Source organism: Micromonospora fiedleri (assembly GCF_016774385.1).
GTDB lineage: Bacteria > Actinomycetota > Actinomycetes > Mycobacteriales > Micromonosporaceae > Micromonospora > Micromonospora gifhornensis.
This window is the reverse complement of record NZ_JAETXL010000006.1, coordinates 441595-463027: the sequence shown is the minus strand read 5'-3', so window position 1 is coordinate 463027 and position 21433 is coordinate 441595. Positions and strand designations below refer to the sequence as shown.

The following is a 21433-nucleotide window of genomic DNA, read 5'->3' as shown; positions in this document are numbered from 1 at the left end:
CCTGGCTGCCTGGCCCGTGAGCGGGCGGGAACGACCCCCGTCGACCGTCCCCGACCCGCCCTCAGCGGCGCAGGAACGCCTCGATCCGGTCGAGGGCGCCGACCCAGACCTCGTGGGCGAAGAAGTCGCGCATCTCCGCGGCCGGGAATCCGGTCTGGACCACCGTGACGAGGGTGCCGTCCCCGTCGGGTGCGAAGGTGACCTCGACGTGGGTGGTCATCGTGGCGCCGTCCGGGCTGCTGCCCACCGCCTCGGTGACCAGCCGGTGTGGCCGGTCGATCTCCAGGAAGGTCTGCGTCTCGCGGAACAGTTGGTCGCGGCTGGGCCCCCAGACCGCCGTCTGGGTGCCACCGACGCGCAGGTCGGTCTCGATCTCCACGATGCCGGGCTGCTCGTCGAGAATGCTGAACCAGATCTTCTGCTGCTCCGGATCGGTGTACGCGTCGAAGACCTCCTCGGGAGAGGCCGGCAGGTGCCGGCTCAGGCGCAGGTGCAGGTCGGGCGTCTCGGTCACTGTTGCGTCCCCTTCCGCAGGGTGAAGTAGGCGTCGAGACCGTCGAGGCGACGTTCCCAGAGCCGTTGGTAGAAGGTGATCCACGCCATCGCGTCGTCCAGTCGCTCGGTGCCCAGTCGGCATTGCCGCGCCCGGCCGACCTTTTCCGTGACCACCAGGCCGGCCTCCTCCAGCACCCGGACGTGCTTCTTCATCCCGGTGAGGGAGATGGCGAACGGCTCGGCCAGATCGCTGATCGTGGCCGGCGCGGCCCCCAGCCTGGCGAGCACCTGCCGGCGGGTCGGGTCGGCCAGCGCCGAGAAGATCCGGTCGAGACGCGCATCTTGCTGAACCATGTGGTTCACCATAGCAACAGTGAACCACATGGTTCAACGTTCGTGGGGATTCCGCGATGGTCGGTGACGCGAGAAGTGACAATCGCCCGGCCCCGATCAGCGTCGGGGCCGGGCGATGGCGTCAGCGGTGTCGATCAGCGTTGGACCCGGGCGCCCGCGCCGCGCATCAGCGCCTCGACCTCCTTGCGGTTGGCCATCGAGGTGTCGCCGGGGGTGGTCATGGCCAGGGCGCCGTGCGCCGCGCCGTACTCCACCGCGGTGGCCAGGTCGTGCTGCTCCAGCAGGCCGTAGATCAGCCCGGAGGCGAAGCTGTCCCCGCCACCCACCCGGTCCATGATCTCCAGGCCGGGACGGTGGGTGGCCTCGACGAACCGGCCGCCGCCCCAGGCGATCGCACCCCAGTCGTTGACCGTCGCGCTGCGGACCGTACGCAGCGTGGTGGCCACCACCCGGAAGTTGTCGAACTCCTTGGTGACCTCCTCGATCATCCGCTGGAAGTTGGTCACCTCCAGTTCCGACAGGCTGGCGTCGGTGTCGGGCACCTCGAAGCCGAGGGAGGCGGTGAAGTCCTCCTCGTTGCCGATCATGACGTCGACGTACCGGGCGAGTCGCCGGTTGACCTCCTGTGCGCGGGCCTGCCCGCCGACCGCCTTCCAGAGGCTGGGCCGGTAGTTCAGGTCGTACGAGATGATCGTGCCGTGTCGGCGGGCGGCGACCATGGCCGCCTCGATGGTCTCCGGCGTGGTCTCCGACAGCGCGGCGTAGATGCCGCCGGTGTGCAGCCAGCGCACCCCCAGGTCGCCGAAGAGGTGGTCCCAGTCGACGTCGTCGGCGCGCAGCTGGCTGGCGGCGGTGTGGCCCCGGTCCGAGGTGCCGACCGCGCCGCGTACGCCGAAGCCGCGCTCGGTGAAGTTGAGGCCGTTGCGCACGCTGCGGCCGAGGCCGTCGTACGGCATCCAGCGGATGAACGACGGGTCGACACCGCCCTGCAGGATCAGGTCCTCCAGCAGTCGCCCCACCTCGTTGTCGGCGAACGCGGTGACGATGGCGGTGCGCAGCCCGAAGCAGCGGCGCAGCCCTCGGGCGACGTTGTACTCACCGCCGCCCTCCCAGGCCCGGAAGGCGCGGGCGGTGCGCACCCGTCCCTCACCCGGGTCCAGGCGCAGCATCACCTCGCCGAGCGAGACGAGGTCGTAGCGGCACCGGTCGGCGGGGCGCAGGTCGAGAACGGACATGGCGGATCAGGCCTCCCGGGCGGCGGTCACGGCGGCGGCGGTCAGTGCGGTCACGTCGTCCCAGCGGCCCTCGGCGAGCAGGTTGGGCGCGACCATCCAGGTCCCGCCGACGGCGAGGACCGGCGGCAGGCTGAGGTAGTCGCGCAGGTTGCCGGTGTTCACCCCGCCGGTCGGGATGAAGCGTACGGACCGGAAGGGCGCGGCCAGCGCCTTGATCATCGTGGTGCCGCCGAGCTGCTCGGCGGGGAAGAACTTGACCGTGTCCAGCCCGGCGTCGATGGCCATCTGGATCTCGGTCGGGGTGGCGGCACCCGGGAAGACGGGCACGCCGACCTGCTGGCAGTGGGCGACCACCCGGGCGCTGAAGCCGGGGCAGACGATGAACCGGGCACCGGCCGCGACGGCGTCGTCCACCTGGCCGGGGGTGAGCACGGTGCCGGCGCCGACAAGCAGCTGTGGGTCCTCGGACATGGCCCGGATGGCGTCGGCGGCGGCGTCGGTGCGGAAGGTCACCTCCACGCTGTGCAGGCCACCGGCGGCCAGGGCGGCACCGAGCGGAGCGGCGGCACGGGCGTCGTCGAGCACGACGACCGGCAGGATCCGGCCCGCGGCGATGGTCTGCGAGACGTCGGCGGGCTGTTCAGAAGGATGAACGGCAGTCACATATGTGACCCTACTGCTGATCCCGGGGATGTCAATCCCGCTACAGTGAGCGCCATGACATCCGCCGAGGGCTTCCAACCGGTCAAGTCGGCCGGGCGCACGCTGGAGGTACTGGAGACCCTGGCCGCCTCCGGCGGCCGACGCTCCCTCGGCGACCTGGCCCGGGACCTCGGCATTCCCAAGAGCAGCCTGCACGGCATCCTGCGCACGATGATGCAGCGCGGCTGGGTGGAGGCCGACGACACCGGCACCCGCTTCGGGCTGGGCGTACGCGCCCTCCAGGTCGGTGCCGCGTACCTGGACACCGACGACGCGGTCGGCCTGCTCGCCGGCGTACTCGACGACCTGTCCCGGCAGTTCGGCGAGACCGTGCACCTCGGCCGACTCGACGGCGCGCACGTGGTCTACACCGCCAAGCGGGAGTCCTCGCACCCGCTGCGGCTCTACAGCGCCATCGGACGACGCCTGCCGGCCCACGCCACCGCCCTGGGCAAGGTGCTGCTCGCCGAACGCGCCGCCGAGGAGGTCGAGACGATCCTCGGGTCGTCCCCGGCGGCGCTGACCCGGCACACCATCACCGACCTGGCGGCCCTGCACGCCGACCTGGCGGCCAGCCGGGAACGCGGGTACGCCGTCGACCACGAGGAGAACACCGAGGGCATCGTCTGCTTCGCGGTGGCGGTGCCGCTGCACACCCCCGCCGTGGACGCGATCAGCCTCTCCATTCCGGCGGCCCGCCTCGACGGGCAACTGGAACAGCGGGTGGTGGCGGCACTGCGCCACGCGGTCGACCAGGTCCGCGCCGCCCGCGGCCTACTCACCGCCAGCTGAGCGGCTCCGGATTACCGCCGACCGTCCCGACCGCCCGCACCGAACAGGACGTAGGCGGCGGTGCCGGCGACGAACAGCACGCCGACGACCAGCCACGAGACGGTGGCGGACGAGGGCTGCACCGGCCAGGCCCAGATCGCGGTGACCCGGTCGGTGCCGCGCGGGGCGGCGGCGTAGATGGCGCAGCCGTAGCAGAAGGCGGGCAGCCAGGCCAGGCGCACACCGAGCAGCACCGCCGCGCCCGCGACCAGACCGGTGTGCCCGAGGGTGTTGCGCACCAGCGCGTACGCGCCGAACGTGTGCGGATCCGCCAGCCCGGCCAGGCTGAGCACCGCCGCGCAGAGGAGGGCGGCGAGCAGGACGTGACCGGCCCGCCACACCCGCCACGGCACCGGCGTGCCGCGTTCCAGGTCCTCGTCGGCACCGGCGAGGCTCGGACCGAGCAGCACGGCGGCCAGCAGGGGAGCGAGGGCGACCACCGGAATCCGGGCGGACGGCCCGCTGAAGTAGGGGCGACTGGCCAGCCAACTCCCGGCGGCCCAGGCCAGCACCGTGACCACGGCCAGGCCGACCAGGAACGCCGGCACCCCGCGTGCGGTCAGATGCAGCGCGAACCGACGACCGCCCGACGCGGCTGCCCGAGGCAGGGCAGTGCCGCCGCCGTTCACCGTCGCCGCCCGAGCCGCGCCGCCGCCGTTCACCGCGGCTGCCCGAGCCGGATCAGCGCCGCCTCGTCGCAGCCGGCCGCCGCGCGCAGGTAGTCGGCGAACCAGGCCCGCTGCGCTGGCATCGGCAGCGCGTAGAGCCAGTCGATCGGGACCTCAGGGCTCGGCGGTAGCTGGAGCAGCCAGGCGTCGGCCAGTCCACTGGTGAGATGGACCTGCTGGCGGATCTCGCGGAGACCCGCACCGGAGGAACAGTGCAGCCGCGTCACCGCCCGCAAGTCGGCGTCCAGCCAGTCCAGCCGGGCCAGGCCGCCCCGGGCGGTGGACTGCTGGTCGAGGTGGAGCCAGATCGTCCCGTCGCCGGGCGCCTGCGGCTGGTCGACCGGTCGGGCGGCATCGTCGACCGCCCGGTCGGGGGCACCAGGAATCCCGTCGAGCCGGGCCAGGAACGGCTGCACGTGCGGCGTCACCTCGTCGAGCAGGAAGGCGTGGATCCGGGCCACGCACACCTGCGGGCCGCTGTCCGTGCAGACCAGCGCGACCGCGTCCGGGTCGGTGAGAAGCCGGTTCGGGCCGGGGCCGGTGACGATCGGCACCGCCACACCCATCGCGAGCACACCGGCCAGCGCCGCGGCCAACCAGCGTCGGGCGGCGAGCGCGAGCAGCGCGACGGTCAACGCCAGCAGCCACCCCGCCTGCCAGGCCACCACCCGACCCGGCACCACCTGATACGCGGCCTGAGCGACCTGCACGGGGGCAAGCCACACCGCGCTCTTGGAGTCCCAGTAGGTCAGGATCGCCAACGCCAGGTACGCGGCCAACCCGGCGACCGGTGCGGCCAGGCGCAGCCGCACCAGCCGGCCGACGCACATGCCACCGGCGGTCGCCGCGCCCAACGCGAGCACCCCGACGAGCAGCGTCCACCACCAGCCATCCCCGGGATACGTCGCGACCCGCGCGACCAGCACCGCCGCCCCGGCGAAGGCCACCAGCACACCTACGGTGCCGGCCAGCGTCACCGCCAGCCACGCCACCAGAATCGGTTGCCAGCCGGGACGTGGGGTGGAGTTTACCATCTCGTCGATGCCCCGCCGCCGCTCCCGGCCGGCCTGCCACACGCCCGCCGCGACCATCAGCGCGCACAGGATCAGCAACGAGGTACGCAGGTAGTTGACCAGCCCGGCCCACCGGCCGCCCCAGTCCTCCGGATGCACGGCCAGCATCCACACCCCGGCGCCACACATCGCCGCTGCGGCCCACGGCGCCGTGCCCCGACGCAGCTCGGTACGCAGGATCCGCCTCACCGGGCTGCCGCCCGTGTGTCCCGCAGCACCGCGGCGTAGCCGCGTTCGATCGGGGAGTCGCCACTGTCACCGGCCCCACCGGCCGCGATGAGTTCCGCGGGCAGCCCGTCGAACACCAGCCGTCCCGCATCCATCAGGCTGACCCGGGTGCAGGCCGCCACGACATCCTCGACCAGGTGCGTGCTGACCAGTACGACGGCATCCAGTCCCAACTCCCGCAGCAGCGCCCGGAACTCCATCCGCTGCTCCGGATCCAGTCCGGCGGTCGGCTCGTCGAACAGCAGCACCCGGGGATCGTTGACGATGGCCTGAGCGATGCCGGCCCGACGGAGCATCCCACCGGAGAGGTGCTTCATCCGGTCGTCGGCCCGGTCCAACAGCCCGACCCGCTCGATCGCCCGGTCCACCGCCAACGGGATCTGCGCCGCCGGCATCTCCTTCAGCCAGGCGAAGTACTCCACGAACTCCCGAACGGTGAACCGTGGATAGAACCCGAACGACTGCGGCAGGTAACCCAGTCGGCGACGGGCCGACCGTAGCCCGACCGCATCGGACAGCGGCTGCCCGAGCAGCCGTACCTGCCCCCGGTCGGGTTGCCGCACGGTGGCCAGCACCCGCATCAGTGTCGTCTTGCCGGCCCCGTTCGGGCCGAGCAGGCCGTGCACCCCCGGACCCAGGTCGAGATCCAACTCGTCGAGGGCGTTCCGTCGGCCGTAGCTGACCCGCAACCCTCGTACGCTCACCGTCACGCTCACGCGGTTCGTCTCCCTACTCGATCCCGCCGGGTCCACACCACGAGCACGGCCGCTGCCGTGACTCCCAGCCACACCGGCCCGGCCTGCACCAGCACCGCCCACTCGCCGATCGGGGCCAGCACGATCACCGCCCACGCGCCGGCCACCACCGCCGCCGCCTGGCCGGGCTCGATCAGCGAGCCGAGCGCCAACGTCAGGGCGGCGAGCGCGAGACCGGCCAGCGGCCACAGCATCGGCGTACCGACGCCGGTCACCGCGCCGGCGAGGAGCGTGACCGGCGCGGTGACCGCCAGCACCGCGAGCGTGCGCCACAGGATGATCTGCAGCCCGCCCTGCGGCGTCGACGCCACCATCTCGTGCAACGGATCCGACCACGACCCGTACGACAGGGCGGTGCCGACCGCCGGCAACATCGGCGCGGCCAACAACAGCAGCCACGGCGGCAGCATCGCCGGGCTGACCGCCAGCCCCAGCGCGGCCAGCCCGGTCAACGCCACCGCCACCAGCCACGCACCCCGGGCGGCCGGGCCGGCACCCACCAGGACTCGGATCCGACGCCAGCGGGTCGCCGGGCGTACCCGGCCCGGTGGTGGCAGCGGGGCGGCCACCGCCACCGCCGCCGCCTCGACCAGCCGCCGGGTCGGATCGTCGAGGGTAAGGTGGGCCCGGCAGGCGGCGCACCGGTCGAGGTGCGTCTCCACCGACCAGGCGTCGACGTCGTCCAGAGCATCGTCGACGTACGCCGCCAGCGTTCGAGCGTCCAGGTGAAAAGCCGTCACGACAGCGCCTCCCGCAACTCCCGGCGGGCCCGCATCGCCCGGGTCTTGACCGTTCCCTCCGGTACGCCCAGCAGCGTCGCCGTCTCCCGTACGGTCAACCCGTCGAGCACGGTGGCCTGCAACACCGCCCGCAGTTCCGGCGACAGCCGGTGCAGCGCCCGTTCCAGGGCCGCGTCGTAGGACCCGGCCAACGCCTCGTCCTCGGCCGACGGCGACCAGACCGGCACCGCCTCCGGCGCCACCGACCCGACCGTGGACGGACGGGCCGCGATGCGCCTGTGGGCGTCGATCAGCCGGCGTGACGCCACCGCCCAGAGCCAGCCGGTCACCGCGCCGTCCTCCCGGTAGCCGGCCGCCGCCCGCCACACGGTCAGGAACGTCTCCTGGAGCAACTCCTGGGCCAACTCCGGGTCGCGGCACCGGCGGCGCAGCCGCAGCGCCAACCACGGTGCGTGTCGCGCGTAGAGCACGTCGAACGCGGGGCGGTCGCCCGTACCGACGCGGCGCAGTAACGCTGCGTCGTCTGAATCCATCACGCAAGGTTAGGACGCAGCCGCCGCCGAAACGGTTCTCTGCGGGCGTGACCCGCCGCCCGCCGTCTCCGATGCGTCTGGCCTGGTGATTGTCCTCACGATCACCACTGGTCGAGGCAGGGAAACCCCCTCTGACCTCCCTATGCTTGGCGTCGATGATCGTCCGGCCGTCCGGTGCCGGTCTGGGCCTTGAGTCAAGGCGGGGGAGGAAGTGGCGAGCGATGACCGGCTCCACGCGCATCTGGAACGGCATGTCCATCCCCGCACCCGGCAGTTACGAGCTTGACGCCGGGCACAAGCGGATCGGGTTCGTCGCCAAGCACATGATGGTCAGCCCGGTGCGTGGCGAGTTCCGCCAGGCGACCGCCCGCATCACCGTCGCCGAGGACCCGCTGGAGTCGACGATCCAGGCGACCATCCAGGCCGCCAGCATCGACACCGCCAACGTCGACCGGGACACCCACCTGCGCAGCGCCGACTTCCTCGACGTGGAGCAGTTCCCGACCCTGGAGTACCGCAGCACCGGCATCACCGCCCTGGACAAGACCGATCCGATCTTCTTCTGGGCCAAGCTGAAGAACCACCGGCTCGGTCGCCGGTCGGTGGTGGAGGAGCCCGCGCCGCCGACGCGGCCGGTGACCGCCCGGTTCGTGCTCTCCGGTGAGTTGACAGTCAAGGGCATCACCCGCCCGGTGGACTGCCAGGTCGAGTTCGGCGGTGCCCGACGCGACCCGTACGGGCAGGACATCTTCGGGTTCAGCGCCACGGCGGAACTCAACCGCGAGGACTACGGCCTGGTCTGGAACGTGGCCCTGGACAGCGGCGGCGTACTGGTCGGTCGCACCGTGCGCATCGAGATCGCCGGCGAGGCCATCCGCCAGGGATAGGCCGCTCTTCATCCGGATTTAACGATCGTTTCGTCCGCCGGCGTATTCATTGATCACGATCTTTGCGAGAATCCGAATGTCGCCGGTCACGCCCGTCAGCGGGCCACCCCCACCCGCCGTGGCAGGCGACAGTCAGGAGTCGCCACATGGCTCACGTACGCAAGGCCGCCGTCACCCTGGTGGTCGCCCTCGCCCTGTCCCTGGTGCTGGTCCCCCGGCCGGCCCACGCCACCCCGCCCAACATCCCCTCGTACGCCACGGCGTTGAGCCGGCTCAACTCCCTCACCGTGGCCGCCGAATCCCACCAGTCCAGCTACAACCGGGACCTGTTCCCGCACTGGAGCACGGTCACCGGCACCTGCAACACGCGCGAGCAGGTCCTCAAGCGTGACGGCACCAACGTCACAGTCGACGCGAGCTGCTATCCGACCTCCGGTTCCTGGTACAGCCCGTACGACGGCCTGACCCGGACCAGCCCGACGCAGATCGACATCGACCACGTGGTCCCGCTCGCCGAGGCCTGGCGCTCCGGCGCCTGGTCGTGGACCACCTCCCGGCGGCAGACCTACGCCAACGACCTCGGTGGCCCTGAGCTGTGGGCGGTCACCAGCACGGTGAACCAGTCCAAGGGCGACAAGGACCCGGCCGCCTGGAAGCCGCCGCGCGCCGCGTTCCACTGCACCTACGCCCGCGCCTGGATCCAGGTGAAGTGGTACTACTCGCTCTCCGTCGACAGCGCGGAGAAGTCGGCCCTGGCCTCGATGCTGAACACCTGCTGACCCGCTGAGCTACCCGGACCTGGCGGTGCTTGCCGGCACCGCCAGGTCCGTCGTCAGGTCAGCGCCGCCAGGCCGCCCAGAGTTCGGCGTACCGGCCACCGGCGGCGACCAGGTCGTCGGGGCGACCGAGTTCGACGATCCGACCGCCGGACATCACCGCGACCCGGTCACAGGCGTGCGCCTGGGTGAGCCGGTGCGCCACCACGATGGCGGTACGACCCCGGATCACCGCCTGGCTGGCCAGTTCGAGCTGCTGGGCACCGGCGCTGCCGGCCTCCGCGCTCGCCTCGTCCAGCACCACGATCGGCGGGTCGAGCAGGACGATCCGGGCCAGCGCCAACTGCTGGGCCTGACCAGGGGTGAGCGGATGCTCGCCGTCACCGACGGGGGTGGCCAGCCCGTCCGGCAGCGCGGCGACCCAGCCGTGCGCGCCGACCATCCGCAACGCGGCGTGCAACTGCTCGTCGGTGGCGTGCGGGGCGGCCAGCCGCAGGTCGTCGGCGAGCGTGCCGGCGAAGACGTGCACCTCCTGGGTCACCACACCGACGGTGCGACGCAACTCGTCCGGGCCCAGGTCGTCGATCAACCGGCCACCCAGCCACACCGCGCCCTCGGTGGCCGGGAACACCCCGCCGAGAATGGCCGCGAAGGTGGTCTTGCCGGCACCGCTCTCACCCACGATCGCCAGCGACTCACCGTCGGCGATCTCGATCGACACGTCGTGCACGACCGTCGGGCCGGCGGCGTACCGGTGCGACACCGACTTGGCGGTGACCCCGGCGGGCCCTCGGGTCGGCGTCTCGGCGGTCCGCTGCGCCGGCACGTCGACCTCGGTGACACCGACCAGCCGGGCCAGCGCCGCGCCGGCCGACTGGATGTCGTTGAACGAGATCAGCAGCATGCCGAGCGGGCCGAAGAGGCGGTGGAACAACAGCGCGGCGGCGGTCACGTCACCGACACTGCTGTCCCCGGCGCGCACCAGCAGGAACCCGGTCAGCAGGACGGCGGTCAGGCCGATCGCCTCGGCGTAGTTCATCATGTTCGCGAACCAGAGGAACCCGCGTACCGCCCGCAGTCGGGCGTCGGCCGCCTCCTGGGAGGCCTGCTCGACCCGCTGGCTCTGCCGCTGCTCCATGCCGTACGCGTGCACCGTCCGGACCCCGCCGAAGGTGGTCAGCAGGCGTTGGGTGCGTACCGCGGCGGCCTGCCGTTCGGCGGCGTAGAGACGCTTGGCCGCCGGGACGAACCGGCGCAGGCTCAGCGCGTACACCGGGAAGACGACCAGGAACGCGGCGGCGATGCGCCAGTCCAGGGCGGTGAAGCCGACGAACGTGACCACGACTGTGACAAGTGCGGTGAAGACCCCGGCCGCCAACTGGATCGAGTCGGTGACCTGCTCCACGTCGTCGGTGACCCGGGAGGCGACATCCCCCGAGCCCGCGCTCTCCAGCCGGGCCGAGTCCATCCGCAGCGCGTGGTCGAGGACCTCCTCCCGCAGGTCGGCGCAGGCCCGCATGCCCCACTCGGTGACCAGCCAGCGGGCGGCACCGGTCAGCACCGCGCCGGCGAAACCCACGCCGAGGATCCAGGCCGAGGTCAGCAGCAGCGACCGGGTGGTACCGCCGGCCACCACCAGGTCGACGAGCCGACCGAGCAGCAACGGTACGACGACCGCGGCGGCGCTGGCCGCCAGCGAGGCCGCGATCGAGGCCCAGCCGAACATCGGGTGGCGGCGCAGCGCCCGCCAGAAGGTGGCCAGGGCGGCCCGGCCGGTGGCGACGGGCAGCATCGTCGACGTCAGGCCGCTCATCGCAGCACCACCTCGGCGTACGCGGACCGGGCGAGCAGGTCCCGGTGCCGTCCGACGGCCGCCACCCGACCGGCGTGCACGAAGACGACCCGGTCGCAGCGGTCGAGCAGCGGGGCGCTTGTGGTGACCAGGACGGTGGCCCGCTCACCGTCGGCACGGTAGGCGCGTACCCCGTCGGCGATGGCGTGTTCGGTGACCGCGTCGACCGCCGTGGTCGGATCGCGCAGCACGGTGACCGGCCGGTCGGCGAGCAGCGCCCGGGCCAGGGCGATGCGCTGCCGCTGACCGCCGGAGAGGTCCAGCCCTCGGTCGAGCAACTCCCGGTCCAGCCCGGCGTCGCCGTCGGTGAGCACGTCCACGCTGGCGGCGGCCATGCTCCGGCGCAGCGCGTCGTCGTCGTGCTCGTCGCCGGTCTGCAGCACCTCGCGCAACGTGCTGCCGAACAGGTCCACCGCGTGCGGTTCGACCAGGACGACCCGGCGCAGCGTGGCGACGTCGAGGTCGGCCACCGGCGTACCGGCCAGCGTCACCTCGCCTCGCTCGGGTGGCCGCGCCCCGGCCAGCAGGTCGGTGATGGCGTCGGCGGTACGGGTCTGCTCGGTGACCACACCGAGCAGCTCCCCGGGACGCACGGTGAGGCTGACGCCGTCCAGTCCGGGGGCGTGCACCTCGTCGAGGACGAGCGGGCCGGGCCGCGCCACCGTGTCACCGGACCCGGCCTGTTCGGATGCGGCGAGCACCTCGGCCACCCGGGCCGCGCTGGCCCGGGCGGTCGCCAGCCGGAAGACGCAGTCGGCCAGGTTGAGCACCGGGTCGCTGATGAAGGTCGCCAGTCCGACGATGGTGATGAGCTCACCGACGGTGATCCGCCCCTGGAGGGCGAACCAGCCGGCGAGCGCGGCGACCACCGTGACCAGCAGGCCGGTGGTGAACGTCGACACACCGACGAATGTCGCGCCGGCCCGCACCGCGCCGACGTTGGCCCGCAGCGAGGTGCGGCTGGCCGCCCGGTAGCGGCGGGCCGCCTCGTCGACGCCACCGAAGCCGCGCAGCGGCCGAAGCCCGCGCAGCAGGTCGGAGGCGGTCGCCGCGGCCCGGCCGATGGCCTGCTGCTGTGCGGAGGTGTGCCGTTCCACCACCGGCCCGAGCGCGTGGAGCCCGAGCACCAGCAACGGGACACCCACCACCAGCCCGAGCCCGAGCGACCAGTCGATGCGCAGCAGCACCACCGTCGCCACCGTCAGGCCGAGGAACGCGGAGATCATTCGGCTGCCCAGCTCCAGCAGTTCGGCGGCGGCCTGGGTGTCGGAGGTGGCGATCGACAGCAGCTCGCCGTTCTGCCGGCTGGTCCGGATGCCCCGCCCGGTGAGCACCCGCCGGACCACCTGCATGCGCAGGTCGTGCGACTCCCGCACCACCGCCTTGGACAGGAACCAGAACCCGAACCGCCAGCCCATGGTGAGCGCCAGGAACAGCGCGAAGATCCCCACCACCGACCAGACCATCGCCGTTGTCGACCCGGTCCCCACGGCCTGGTCGATGACCAGACCGATGGCCACCGGGACGAGCGCCTCACAGACCTGGTGCAGCGACCAGAAACCGGCGCACAACGCCGTGTCGCGGCGCTGCCGCCGGAACATCCCACCGATCAGCCGGCCGGTCGGCACCGCCGCAGGGGTCTTCGTCATCCTGGCCTCACTTCTGAAGTTAGGCCAGGCTAACTTGTCGCCCGTCCGGCTGAGCGGCCGGATCGTGCTGACGTGGCCACAGCCGGGGTTGTTCGGACGCTACTGCGCCGTGGTGGCGCAGAGTCCGTCGTGCTGATCGCGGCGTTGGCAGCGGCCGGGTCCGTCGCCCCGGGCGTCACACCACACTCGGGTACGCAGGAACTGCTTGTCCTCTTCACTCAGGGTGGTCTCGCCGAAGTCGACGACGGTGACATGGCCGAGCGAGTCACGTAACGCGACCGCCAGGTCGACAGCCTCGTCCAGGCTGGTCAGCGTGGTCGGGAGGTGGATGATCCAGCGCGGTGCGCCCATCACCGCCCACCCTGTGGCTGATCTGTCGGGTGGCGGCAGGCGTTGTGCCGGGACTGCCACTGCCGCAACGCCTGCCGGATCCGCTCGGCCTCGGTGTTCGCGGTGACCACCTCCCGCTGCAACCGCGCCATCTCGTCGGCCACCCGACCGAGCAGCGCCTCGACCTGCCCCGGGTCCCATCCCCGCCACCGACGGTCGAACGTGGCAGCCCGTACCTGATGCGGATACAGCCGATCCCCACTCGCGTAGATCATCGCCGGGGCGCTTCCTGCTCAGCGATCAACAACCGCACCTGCCGCTCGGTCAGGCCACGCTGGTCCACCACCCGCCGCCCCCACCGGTGCAGCCGACACGGATGCGGTGCCCGGTCGTTACGGCACCGCAGCCCTTCCGGCCACTGCTCCGCAGCATGCACACTCAACGCCCTCACAGCGAAGCCGACATCCTCAGCAGTCACATACGGCGGCAACGGCAACTCGCCGAGCACCTCATCGATCGAATCCATGTCCCTCCCTGAATAGCGGCACCGAGACGGGCGGGGACGACGTACGCCGCTCGGGTCGACGCCGCCGGAGCCCAGCACCCGCCCCGGGCCTGCCTGCTTCCCGCCACTACCGGACCTGGTCGCGGATCGTGCGGGCGTTTGGACGCCGGAGCAGCGACTGAGCGGGAGCCTGGGGTCACTCCGCTGATCAGGGGGATGCTGCTCCGACGAAGGAGTCACCACAGTGCCTAGCTGGGTGTTTCCTCATCTCCGCACCTTACCGGCATTACTGGTAAAGTCAACGTTGCCCTTGAAGTTCTCCCGGCTGGCGTGATCAGATGTGTGGGCCTAGCTGGGAGTCCTTGCATGCCCACACCACGGAAGTTCGAACCGCACTACCGGCGGATCATTGCCGACATCCGAGCACGCGTCGCGTCGGGAGAGTGGCCACCAGGCCACAAGCTGCCGTCGACGAAGGCGCTCGCCGAGATGTACGGCGTCAACAGTCAGACGACCGTCCGCCAGGCTGTCACCATCCTGATCGAGACCGGCGAACTCTACGGTCACCAGGGGCTTGGCGTCTTCGTGGCGGAGCAGGAAACCTGAGCGCCACACGTTCAGCCGAGGGCTGCCTGAGCGTGGCCACCCATAGCAACGCCCCGACAGGCCAGCGCCCGTCCGGTCACTGACCGGACGGGCGGCGTCGGAGAAGGCTCGGTCAGCAGAGCCCGTTGCAGCCGCCGCCGTTCGGCGGTGGCCCGTCCAGCCACGGCTGCGGCAGACCGGGCACGTGCTCCGGCTGCGCCCCGGTGATGCGCGGCTCGGAGAAGACCGAGTTGTACGCGTTGGCGGTGTCGTCGACGTAGATGATGCCGGTCAGTTTGTTCTCCGGGATGGTGCCGTCGGCGTACGTCGGCGTCCAGTTGCGTACCGGCGTGATGTTCGTGCCGACGATCCGGGTGAACCCGTCGCTGCCGGTGAGGATCGACACGACATCGCTCGTGTAGTCCGGGTTGACGTAGCCGTGGTCGTTCTCCGTGCCGTCACCGCCGTCACCGCCGTCGTCGCCGTGGTCACCCCCATCGTCGTGGCCACCGCCGGAGTCGTTGTCGTCGGAGTCGTAGTACATGTTGATGCCGTCGTCGCAGCTGCCGCTCGCGTCGCAGGTGGTGATGGTCTGGCTGCCGGTGCTGTGCGTCGAGTCGGTGAAGATGACCGACTCCATATGGATGGTGCCGAGCTCCTTGCCGTCCTCGTCGTAGACGTGGTAGATCGTCTCCAGCCAGCTGTCCAGCTTCCCGTCCTTCGAGTGGGACTTCGACGTGGTCTCGCTGACCAGACGTCCGTGCACGTCCCAGACCCAGGTGTGCTCCTCGATGTAGACGCCACCGTCTTCGCCACGCTCCTCGTACTGGTGCAGGACGGTGTCGCCGCGTGAGCCGTCGGCGTTGAAGTACTCCTGCACCGAACCACCCGGCACCAGGTCCACGACGCCGCGCGATCCGTCGGCGTAGTGCAGCTGGTAGTCGAAGTCGTCGAACCAGCCGCCCTTCTCGGTCTTCACGATGCCGCCGTGCGCGACGGGACTCTGCCCCGTCACACCGGGCTGGTACTCGACGAAGTGCGAGTCGAACGGAGTCAGCAGGCTGCCGCGCAGCGGGTCACCGACGGACTGCGAGATCCTGCCGCGGCCGATCGCGACCCCGTCGCGCTGCACCGACAGCTTCAACTCGTCGAACCGCTTGAGGTCGATGCCCAGCCGGGTGTAGGCGTCCTTGCGGACCGGCAGCGCGAAGACACCGAGGGTCGGCAGGTTGGTGGTCGTCTCCTTGAGCTTCAGGATCTCCTCGGGGAACGCGATGAAGCTGCCGCGACCGTACGAGAAGGACGGCAGCTTGTTGACCGAGGCCACCTCGACGACCACCGGGAGGCTCGGCGTGCTGTGCGGGTCGTGCGGATCGGTGCCGGCGGCCACCTCGTCGGCGTCGCTGACACCGTCGGCGTCGCTGTCGACGACCCGCCAGGACAGGTAGCAGCCGGTCGGGTCGCAGAGCCGGGCGTACGACAGGCGGGGCCGCTCCGACGGCTTGTCGGCGGCGGCGGGGGTGCTGATGGCGACAAGTGCCATGGACATGGCGAACAGGGGAGTGACGATCATCGCCACTCGCATTCGGTTACGGACTGTCATGAGCCGTACGGTCACACCCGCCCGGTGCCGCCCAGACCGTTGAGTCGGTAACCAGTCGAACCACCGTCGGCCCGGGCGAAACCCTAGCTAGGGTGTGCCTGCTACACCCGCCCGACGAAGGACGGACGTGGACATCGATCAGCAATCCCACGGTCTCCAGGAACAGGAGCACCAGGAGGAGGCCGACCGGCTGCTGGCCGCGGCCGACCGTGCTGGTGACCCGGTGACCGCCGCCCGTCTGGTCGCGGAGGCGTTCCTCGCGGTGTCCCGTACCGCCGACCCGGCCGGCCTGCCCCCGATGGTGCGGCGACTGGCGGTCCTGCGCGCCCAGGCCGCGACCCCGCAGGCCGGCCCGCGAGCCCAGCCGGCGACGCCGCAGGCCGGGGCGCGTAGCCGCGAGGTGGTCGCCCGGCAGCGCGAGATCGAGTTCCTCCACCACGCCATCGCCGCCGCGGTCAGCGCCCGCCTCGGCCGCCGACTCGCCCGGCGCGGGCCCGCCACCCCGCCTGGCCCGGCCCACCCCGACGAGGCACTGCGCCTGTTCACCGCCGCCGGGCTGCACCACGACCCGCTGTACGTCGAGTGCGCCATGATCGCGACGCTGAGCGCCCAGCGTCCCGACCGGATCAGACCGCTCTTCGCACAGGTGGTCGAGCCGTGGCTGGTCGACGACCGGATCGACCCGGCTCGCCGGACGCGGTTGACCACCATGCTCGGCATGGGCGAGGCGTGGTCCGGTGACCTGTTGCGCGGCCGGGCCACGCTGCGCCGGGCGCACGGGTACGCCGTCGCCGCCGGCCGCCTCGACCTGGAGGCCGAGATCACCTCCTGGCTGGCCAAGTGCGAGGCGCTCTGCGGCGACCTGGTGCTGGCCCGGCGTCGGCTCGCCGAGGCGCGGGTGCTGGCCGCCCGGTCCGGCTCCGCCTGGGTGGGGTCGCACATCGCCGAGTGCGCCGCCGCGCTGCACCTGGCCAGCGGCGACGTCGACGCCTGGGTGGGAGTGGTGGGCCGGCTCGTCGGCTCGGCCGTCGGGGCCAACTCGGGTCTGGTCTTCGAGCACCGCTGCGAGTTGGCCACATACCACGCGCTGCGTGGTGATGCCGCCGCCGCGCAGGCGGTCGTCGCCGCCATCGAGGACCCGCCACTGGACTGGCCCGGCGCGCCGGCGCTGCCGGCCTGGCGGGCATGGATCGTCGACCCTCGGAACCCTACGACGATGGCCTGGCTCGAACGCTCCCTCGTCGGGCTCAACCGGCCGGTGGAACGGCTGTCGCGCGCCCGGCTGGCCTGGTTGCTCGGCAGTTGGCATGCCCACTGTGGACGGCGTGCCGACGCGATCCGGTTGCTGGAACTGGCCAGCAGCGAGTACGCGGCGACCGGCGCGGCCGGCCTGCTCGCCCGCGTCGCCGTCGACCTCGCCTCGGTGGCCGAACCGGCCGTTGCCACAAACGCGCCACCGGGCGGCCGGTCCGGCCAGGTACCGGCGTCGGCCACCGGATCGTCGGCACCGGCCGAGGCCGCGCTGACCGCCACCGAGCGTCGGGTCGCCGCCGCCGTCGCCGAGGGACTCAGCAACCAGGAGGTCGCCGCGCGGCTGTCGGTGTCGATCAAGACGGTCGAGTTCCACCTGCGCAACGCCTACCGCAAACTCGGCGTACGCAAGCGCACCGAACTCGTCCGGCACCTGCTGCGCTGACCGACACCGTGCTGACCGGATCGTTCCGCAGCGGTGCGCGATCGTGGCTGGTGCGCCCGGACCGGGGACGGTCAGGATGAACGCATGACCGCAGCACTCGTCGTGATCGACGTACAGGAGTCCTTCCGCCAGCGCGCCAACTGGACGGCCTGCTCGCAACCGGACATCGTCGGTCAGGTCAACCGGCTGGTCGAGGCCGCCCGCAGCCGAGGTGACCTGGTCGTCTGGGTGTTGCACTCCGAGCCGGACAGCGGTGACGTCTTCGACCCGGCGCGCGGCTTCGTCCGACTGATCGACGGGTTGCAGCCCGCCGAGGGCGAGCCGGTGCTGACCAAGTACGTGCACAACGCCTTCACCACGACCCGACTCCAGCAGTTGCTCACCGTCCACGGCGTCCGGGAGGTCACCGTCTGCGGCATCCGTACCGAGCAGTGCTGCGAGACCACCGCCCGGCTCGCCGCCGACCTCGGCTACGAGGTCACCTTCGTCGTCGACGCGACCGCCACCATGCCCATCGAGCACCCGGACGCCCCCGCAGGCCGGACGATCGCCGAGATCCTCGCCGATCCGCGTACCCTCAACACCGACGAGATCATCGAGCGCACCGCGTACGCGCTGTCGGGCCGGTTCGCCACCATCCGTACCGTCGACGAGGTGACCACCCCGGTCGGCGCCGACCGCTGAGGTGTTCGTGGGCCGGGTCGTCTTCCTGCTGCTTCCGCAGCTGCACCTGCTGGATCTGGCCGGTCCGGCGCAGGTCTTCTCCGCGGCGGCGGACTCCGGGCTCGACTACCGGCAGTCCTTCGTCGCGGAGAGCAGTGAGGTGGTGACCGCACAGGGGCTGCCGGTGCGCGCCGAAGTCGACTGGCCCGATCTGGACCCGGCCGACCTGGTCGTCGTCCCCGGCTGGCGGTCACCCGCCTCCCGTGCCGAGCCGGCGCAGCCCGCCACGCTGCGCCGGCTCGTCGCGCACCACGCGGCGGGCGGCACCGTGGTCAGCGTCTGCGGTGGCGCCTACCTGCTGGGTCGCGCCGGGCTGCTGGCCGGTCGCCGGTGCACCACCCACCACGAACTCCAGGACGAGTTGGCCCGCCGGTATCCGGCGGCCACCGTGCTCAACGACCGGCTGTACGTCGTCGACGACCGGGTGGCCACCTCGGCCGGCATCGCCAGCGGCATCGACCTCGCGCTGCACCTGATGGCCGTCCGGCACGGACCGGCGCTGGCCGCCCGGATCGCCCGGGAGATGGTCGTGTACGCCCGGCGCAACGGACACGAGCGGCAGGACAGCGCGATGCTGCGCTACCGCTCGCACCTCAGCGACGTGGTGCACCGCGTCCAGGACGTGATCGACGAACGGTTCACCGAAGCGTTGCCGCTGGTGGAGTTGGCCGGTGTGGCCCGGGTGAGCGAGCGCACCCTGACCCGGCTGTTCGACGCGTCCACCGGCCTGACCCCGCTGCGGTACCAGCAGTTGCTGCGGGTCGAGCGGGCCGAGCACCTCATCGGTCACGGCGTCGCCGTGGAGGCCGCGGCCCGGGCGGTCGGGTTCACCGACGCCCGGATGCTCCGGCGGTTGCGGGCCCGCGCCCGCTCGACCCACTCCGTAGGTTGACCTATCGCGACATGAGGAACACGACAAGCGCGATCACCGCCAGCGCGGCCAGCACCGCGGCAGCGATCTTGGCCTTGCTGTACGGCCGCTCGCCGATGACCTCACCGGTACGGGCGTTCACCAGCACCTGGTACGACCGCCCGGCGTGCAGGTACGCGGCGATCCACACCGGCAGCAGGAGCAGCTTGTAGGTCACGTCCGAGTAGCTGGTGTCCACCGCGTCGACCTGCTGCTCGTCGCCGCCGATGTCCGAGCGGCAGTCCCGCTCGATCACCGGCGCCATCCGGGCCTTCGCCTCCACCAGGCCGGCCTCCGGCTCGGTGTCGTAGCGCAACGCGTGGTACCCGGCCAGGTAGTCCTGCTCGTACGGGACCGCCTCGTTGAGCGGCCACGGGGCCAACTCGTCGAGCTTGTTCGTCGGCAGGTGCGTGGTGGCGGGCACCAGCACGTCGTCGAAGTCCCGGCGCACCGTGCCGCTGGCCGAGTGCCACCGGGTGTGCCGGACCTGCCGGGTGCGGGTCTCCGTCTTGCCGTCCACCGTCACCGTGTACGTCTCGGTGACGTAGTAGTGCTCGCCGCGCTTGCCGCGGTAGTCGGAGACGGTCCGCGCGTCGAACGTCCAGTGCGGCAGGTAGGTGCCCTTGAGCGTCTCCGCCTCGCTGACCTTCTTCAGGCTGCTCGGGGCGAACCAGCGGCTGCGGCACCAGGTGCTCAGCGCGGTGCGCACCCCGTTGCGGTCCACCGCGAACGGCAGCACCGCCTCCGGGGCGATCAGCTCGTCGGCCGCCTGCTGCGGCACCAGCGGGGTGGCGCAGAACTGGCACCGCTCGGCCAGTGCCGCGCTCTCGGTCGAGGCACCACAGCCCGGACACCGGTAGACGTACGCGCCCACGGCGGCAGCCGGCTTGCGGGCCAGGGTGGCCAGCCCGTCGAAGGAGTGCTCGCGCACCTCCCGGGTGGCGGCGGCGATCTGCTGCTGGTGCCCGCAGTAGGGGCACTGCAGGGCGGTCGTGCCGGGCGCGTGCTCCACCCGGGCGCCGCAACCCCCGCAGCCGTACGACGGGGGCGAGACAGCGGTTTCACTCATCGGTGTACCCTCCCGATCCCGATGATCACAGCGGCGGCAGCGGCGGCGGGACGCTGGCCAGCACGGACGCCAGTTCGGGCACCTGTCCGGCCGGCTGCCACTGCGCCATGCCGGCCCGCCAGACCAGCGTGTCCGGGCCGAACCCGCCGGCACCGGCCCGCGCAGCCAGCGCACCGATGTCGAACGGGCCCTGGCGCTCGCCACCGACACCGACGAACCACTGCGCCTGGCCCGGCAGCGGCGGCGGCTCGGCGCCACCCGGCGCGGCGGCCGTCGGTGCGGCGTACGGTGCGGCGGCCTGCGGTGCGGCGGCCGGCGGCGCACTGCTCTCGCCGGACATGGCCCGGGCCATCTGCTGACCCAACGCCATGCCCATGCCCATGCCGACGCCGGCGCCCGCCTCGCCACCCGGGTTGTTCGCCGCCGCCTCCAGCGCGGTGGCCGCCTGGTAGCGGGTGAACCGGTCCAGGTCGCCGACCGCACCCATCTCGGTGCGCTTGTCCAGCGCCCGCTCCACCTCCGGCGGCACGGAGACGTTCTCGATGACGAACTTCGGGATCGCGATGCCGACCTCGGCGAGTTCCTCGGTCAGCGCGCCGGCCAGCTGCCGGCCGATCGCGTCCTGGTGGGCGGCCAGGTCCAGCAGCGGCACCCCGGCCCGGGCCAGTGCGCCGCCGAGCCGGCCCACGATGAGCTGGCGCAGGTACTCCTGCACCTCCTCGGTGCGGAACTGCGGGTCGGTGCCGACCAGCTCCTTGAGCAGCCGCTGGGCGTCCACCACCCGGGCCGCGTACGCGCCGAAGGCCCGCACCCGGACCACCCCGAACTCGGGGTCGCGCAGGATCACCGGGTTCTGGGTGCCCCACTTCATCTCGGTGAACTGGCGGGTGTTGACGAAGTACACCTCGGCCTTGAACGGCGAGTTGAAGCCGTACTTCCAGCCCTTGAGGGTGGACAGGATCGGCATGTTGCGGGTTTCGAGGGTGTGGGTGCCCGGCAGGTAGACGTCGGCGACCTGGCCCTCGTTGACGAACACCGCCGTCTGGGACTCCCGGACGACGAGCTTGGCGCCCATCTTGATCTCGTTCTGGAAGCGGGGGAACCGCCAGACGATCGTGTCCCGGCTGTCGTCCAGCCATTCGATGATGTCTACGAACTCGCCCCGAAGGCGGTCCATGAGCCCCATCGTGTCCCCTCCCGAGATCAACTGTGTGGCGGCGACGATAGCAACCCT

At 71.8% G+C, this 21433-nt stretch carries 24 protein-coding genes; 7 read left to right on the top strand and 17 right to left on the bottom strand.

Annotated features, from left to right (window positions below):
• Positions 1–61: 61 nt before the first annotated feature.
• From JMF97_RS19195 to eda, 4 genes are all read right to left on the bottom strand, one after another.
• Positions 62–514: an SRPBCC family protein gene (locus JMF97_RS19195; protein ID WP_233196536.1), complete on the bottom strand. Its 453-nt coding sequence runs from the start codon at positions 512–514 to the stop codon at positions 62–64.
• Positions 511–849: an ArsR/SmtB family transcription factor gene (locus JMF97_RS19190; protein WP_013734644.1), complete on the bottom strand. Its 339-nt coding sequence runs from the start codon at positions 847–849 to the stop codon at positions 511–513. The genes JMF97_RS19195 and JMF97_RS19190 overlap by 4 nt, the downstream gene beginning before the upstream one ends.
• Positions 850–983: 134 nt before the next feature.
• Entirely contained in the window at positions 984–2084 is a 1101-nt protein-coding gene (locus JMF97_RS19185) for a sugar kinase (RefSeq protein ID WP_126710660.1), read from the bottom strand.
• A gap of 6 nt (positions 2085–2090) precedes the next feature.
• Positions 2091–2747, bottom strand: a complete 657-nt coding sequence (gene eda / locus JMF97_RS19180; protein WP_203222785.1) for a bifunctional 4-hydroxy-2-oxoglutarate aldolase/2-dehydro-3-deoxy-phosphogluconate aldolase — start codon at positions 2745–2747, stop codon at positions 2091–2093.
• A 54-nt stretch (positions 2748–2801) separates the two neighbouring features.
• Between eda and JMF97_RS19175 the strand changes: the two genes are divergently transcribed.
• Positions 2802–3578: an IclR family transcriptional regulator gene (locus tag JMF97_RS19175; protein WP_203222784.1), complete on the top strand. Its 777-nt coding sequence runs from the start codon at positions 2802–2804 to the stop codon at positions 3576–3578.
• Positions 3579–3589: 11 nt separating this feature from the next.
• Here JMF97_RS19175 and JMF97_RS19170 read toward each other — a convergent pair whose 3' ends face one another.
• The 5 genes from JMF97_RS19170 to JMF97_RS19150 are packed head-to-tail and all read right to left on the bottom strand — an operon-like array spanning position 3590 to position 7617.
• Complete coding sequence (locus JMF97_RS19170) at positions 3590–4225, bottom strand: hypothetical protein (protein ID WP_438803768.1); 636 nt, start codon at positions 4223–4225, stop codon at positions 3590–3592.
• A 50-nt stretch (positions 4226–4275) separates the two neighbouring features.
• Positions 4276–5547 (bottom strand): ABC transporter permease, encoded by a 1272-nt coding sequence (locus tag JMF97_RS19165; RefSeq protein WP_203222782.1) that lies wholly within the window; start codon positions 5545–5547, stop codon positions 4276–4278.
• Positions 5544–6302 carry an ABC transporter ATP-binding protein gene (locus tag JMF97_RS19160; RefSeq protein ID WP_203222781.1) on the bottom strand — a complete coding sequence of 253 codons (759 nt, stop codon included), beginning with the start codon at positions 6300–6302 and terminating at the stop codon, positions 5544–5546. Before JMF97_RS19160 ends, JMF97_RS19165 begins: the two co-directional genes overlap by 4 nt.
• Complete coding sequence (locus JMF97_RS19155) at positions 6299–7081, bottom strand: zf-HC2 domain-containing protein (RefSeq protein WP_203222780.1); 783 nt, start codon at positions 7079–7081, stop codon at positions 6299–6301. The genes JMF97_RS19160 and JMF97_RS19155 overlap by 4 nt, the downstream gene beginning before the upstream one ends.
• Entirely contained in the window at positions 7078–7617 is a 540-nt protein-coding gene (locus tag JMF97_RS19150; protein ID WP_126710665.1) for an RNA polymerase sigma factor, read from the bottom strand. The genes JMF97_RS19155 and JMF97_RS19150 overlap by 4 nt, the downstream gene beginning before the upstream one ends.
• 218 nt (positions 7618–7835) lie before the next feature.
• On the opposite strand from JMF97_RS19150, the gene JMF97_RS19145 reads away from it, so the two are divergent.
• Together JMF97_RS19145 and JMF97_RS19140 are read left to right on the top strand one after the other, a co-directional pair.
• Positions 7836–8501 (top strand): YceI family protein, encoded by a 666-nt coding sequence (locus JMF97_RS19145; RefSeq protein WP_203222779.1) that lies wholly within the window; start codon positions 7836–7838, stop codon positions 8499–8501.
• Between the two features lie 146 nt (positions 8502–8647).
• Positions 8648–9280, top strand: a complete 633-nt coding sequence (locus tag JMF97_RS19140) for an HNH endonuclease family protein (protein WP_203222778.1) — start codon at positions 8648–8650, stop codon at positions 9278–9280.
• A gap of 58 nt (positions 9281–9338) precedes the next feature.
• Here the strand turns inward: JMF97_RS19140 and JMF97_RS19135 are convergent, their stop codons facing one another.
• The 5 genes from JMF97_RS19135 to JMF97_RS19115 all read right to left on the bottom strand — a co-directional run bounded on the left by JMF97_RS19135 (position 9339) and on the right by JMF97_RS19115 (position 13634).
• A complete protein-coding gene (locus tag JMF97_RS19135) occupies positions 9339–11090 on the bottom strand; it encodes an ABC transporter ATP-binding protein (RefSeq protein ID WP_203222777.1) in 1752 nt (583 codons plus the stop codon).
• The gene (locus JMF97_RS19130) at positions 11087–12778 is read right to left on the bottom strand and encodes an ABC transporter ATP-binding protein (RefSeq protein ID WP_203222776.1); all 1692 of its coding nucleotides are present in this window, start codon (positions 12776–12778) and stop codon (positions 11087–11089) included. Before JMF97_RS19130 ends, JMF97_RS19135 begins: the two co-directional genes overlap by 4 nt.
• 99 nt (positions 12779–12877) lie before the next feature.
• Entirely contained in the window at positions 12878–13129 is a 252-nt protein-coding gene (locus tag JMF97_RS19125) for a hypothetical protein (protein WP_203222775.1), read from the bottom strand.
• The gene (locus JMF97_RS19120) at positions 13129–13383 is read right to left on the bottom strand and encodes a DivIVA domain-containing protein (protein ID WP_203222774.1); all 255 of its coding nucleotides are present in this window, start codon (positions 13381–13383) and stop codon (positions 13129–13131) included. The genes JMF97_RS19125 and JMF97_RS19120 overlap by 1 nt, the downstream gene beginning before the upstream one ends.
• Entirely contained in the window at positions 13380–13634 is a 255-nt protein-coding gene (locus JMF97_RS19115; protein WP_203222773.1) for a hypothetical protein, read from the bottom strand. Before JMF97_RS19115 ends, JMF97_RS19120 begins: the two co-directional genes overlap by 4 nt.
• Positions 13635–13979: 345 nt before the next feature.
• On the opposite strand from JMF97_RS19115, the gene JMF97_RS19110 reads away from it, so the two are divergent.
• Positions 13980–14219 (top strand): GntR family transcriptional regulator, encoded by a 240-nt coding sequence (locus JMF97_RS19110; protein WP_013734635.1) that lies wholly within the window; start codon positions 13980–13982, stop codon positions 14217–14219.
• 112 nt (positions 14220–14331) lie between these two features.
• Here JMF97_RS19110 and JMF97_RS19105 read toward each other — a convergent pair whose 3' ends face one another.
• The gene (locus JMF97_RS19105) at positions 14332–15801 is read right to left on the bottom strand and encodes a thrombospondin type 3 repeat-containing protein (RefSeq protein ID WP_203222772.1); all 1470 of its coding nucleotides are present in this window, start codon (positions 15799–15801) and stop codon (positions 14332–14334) included.
• 127 nt (positions 15802–15928) lie between these two features.
• On the opposite strand from JMF97_RS19105, the gene JMF97_RS32040 reads away from it, so the two are divergent.
• The 3 genes from JMF97_RS32040 (at position 15929) to JMF97_RS19090 (ending at position 19112) form a co-directional block, all read left to right on the top strand.
• A complete protein-coding gene (locus JMF97_RS32040; RefSeq protein ID WP_203222771.1) occupies positions 15929–17497 on the top strand; it encodes a helix-turn-helix transcriptional regulator in 1569 nt (522 codons plus the stop codon).
• A gap of 84 nt (positions 17498–17581) precedes the next feature.
• A complete protein-coding gene (locus JMF97_RS19095) occupies positions 17582–18181 on the top strand; it encodes a cysteine hydrolase family protein (protein WP_199743796.1) in 600 nt (199 codons plus the stop codon).
• Between the two features lie 7 nt (positions 18182–18188).
• Complete coding sequence (locus JMF97_RS19090) at positions 18189–19112, top strand: GlxA family transcriptional regulator (protein WP_203222770.1); 924 nt, start codon at positions 18189–18191, stop codon at positions 19110–19112.
• A gap of 1 nt (position 19113) precedes the next feature.
• Here the strand turns inward: JMF97_RS19090 and JMF97_RS19085 are convergent, their stop codons facing one another.
• On the bottom strand, positions 19114–20199 hold the full coding sequence (locus JMF97_RS19085; RefSeq protein WP_203222769.1) for a TFIIB-type zinc ribbon-containing protein: 1086 nt from the start codon (positions 20197–20199) through the stop codon (positions 19114–19116).
• Between the two features lie 25 nt (positions 20200–20224).
• Complete coding sequence (locus JMF97_RS19080) at positions 20225–21376, bottom strand: SPFH domain-containing protein (RefSeq protein ID WP_013734628.1); 1152 nt, start codon at positions 21374–21376, stop codon at positions 20225–20227.
• Between the last annotated feature and the right edge of the window lie 57 nt (positions 21377–21433).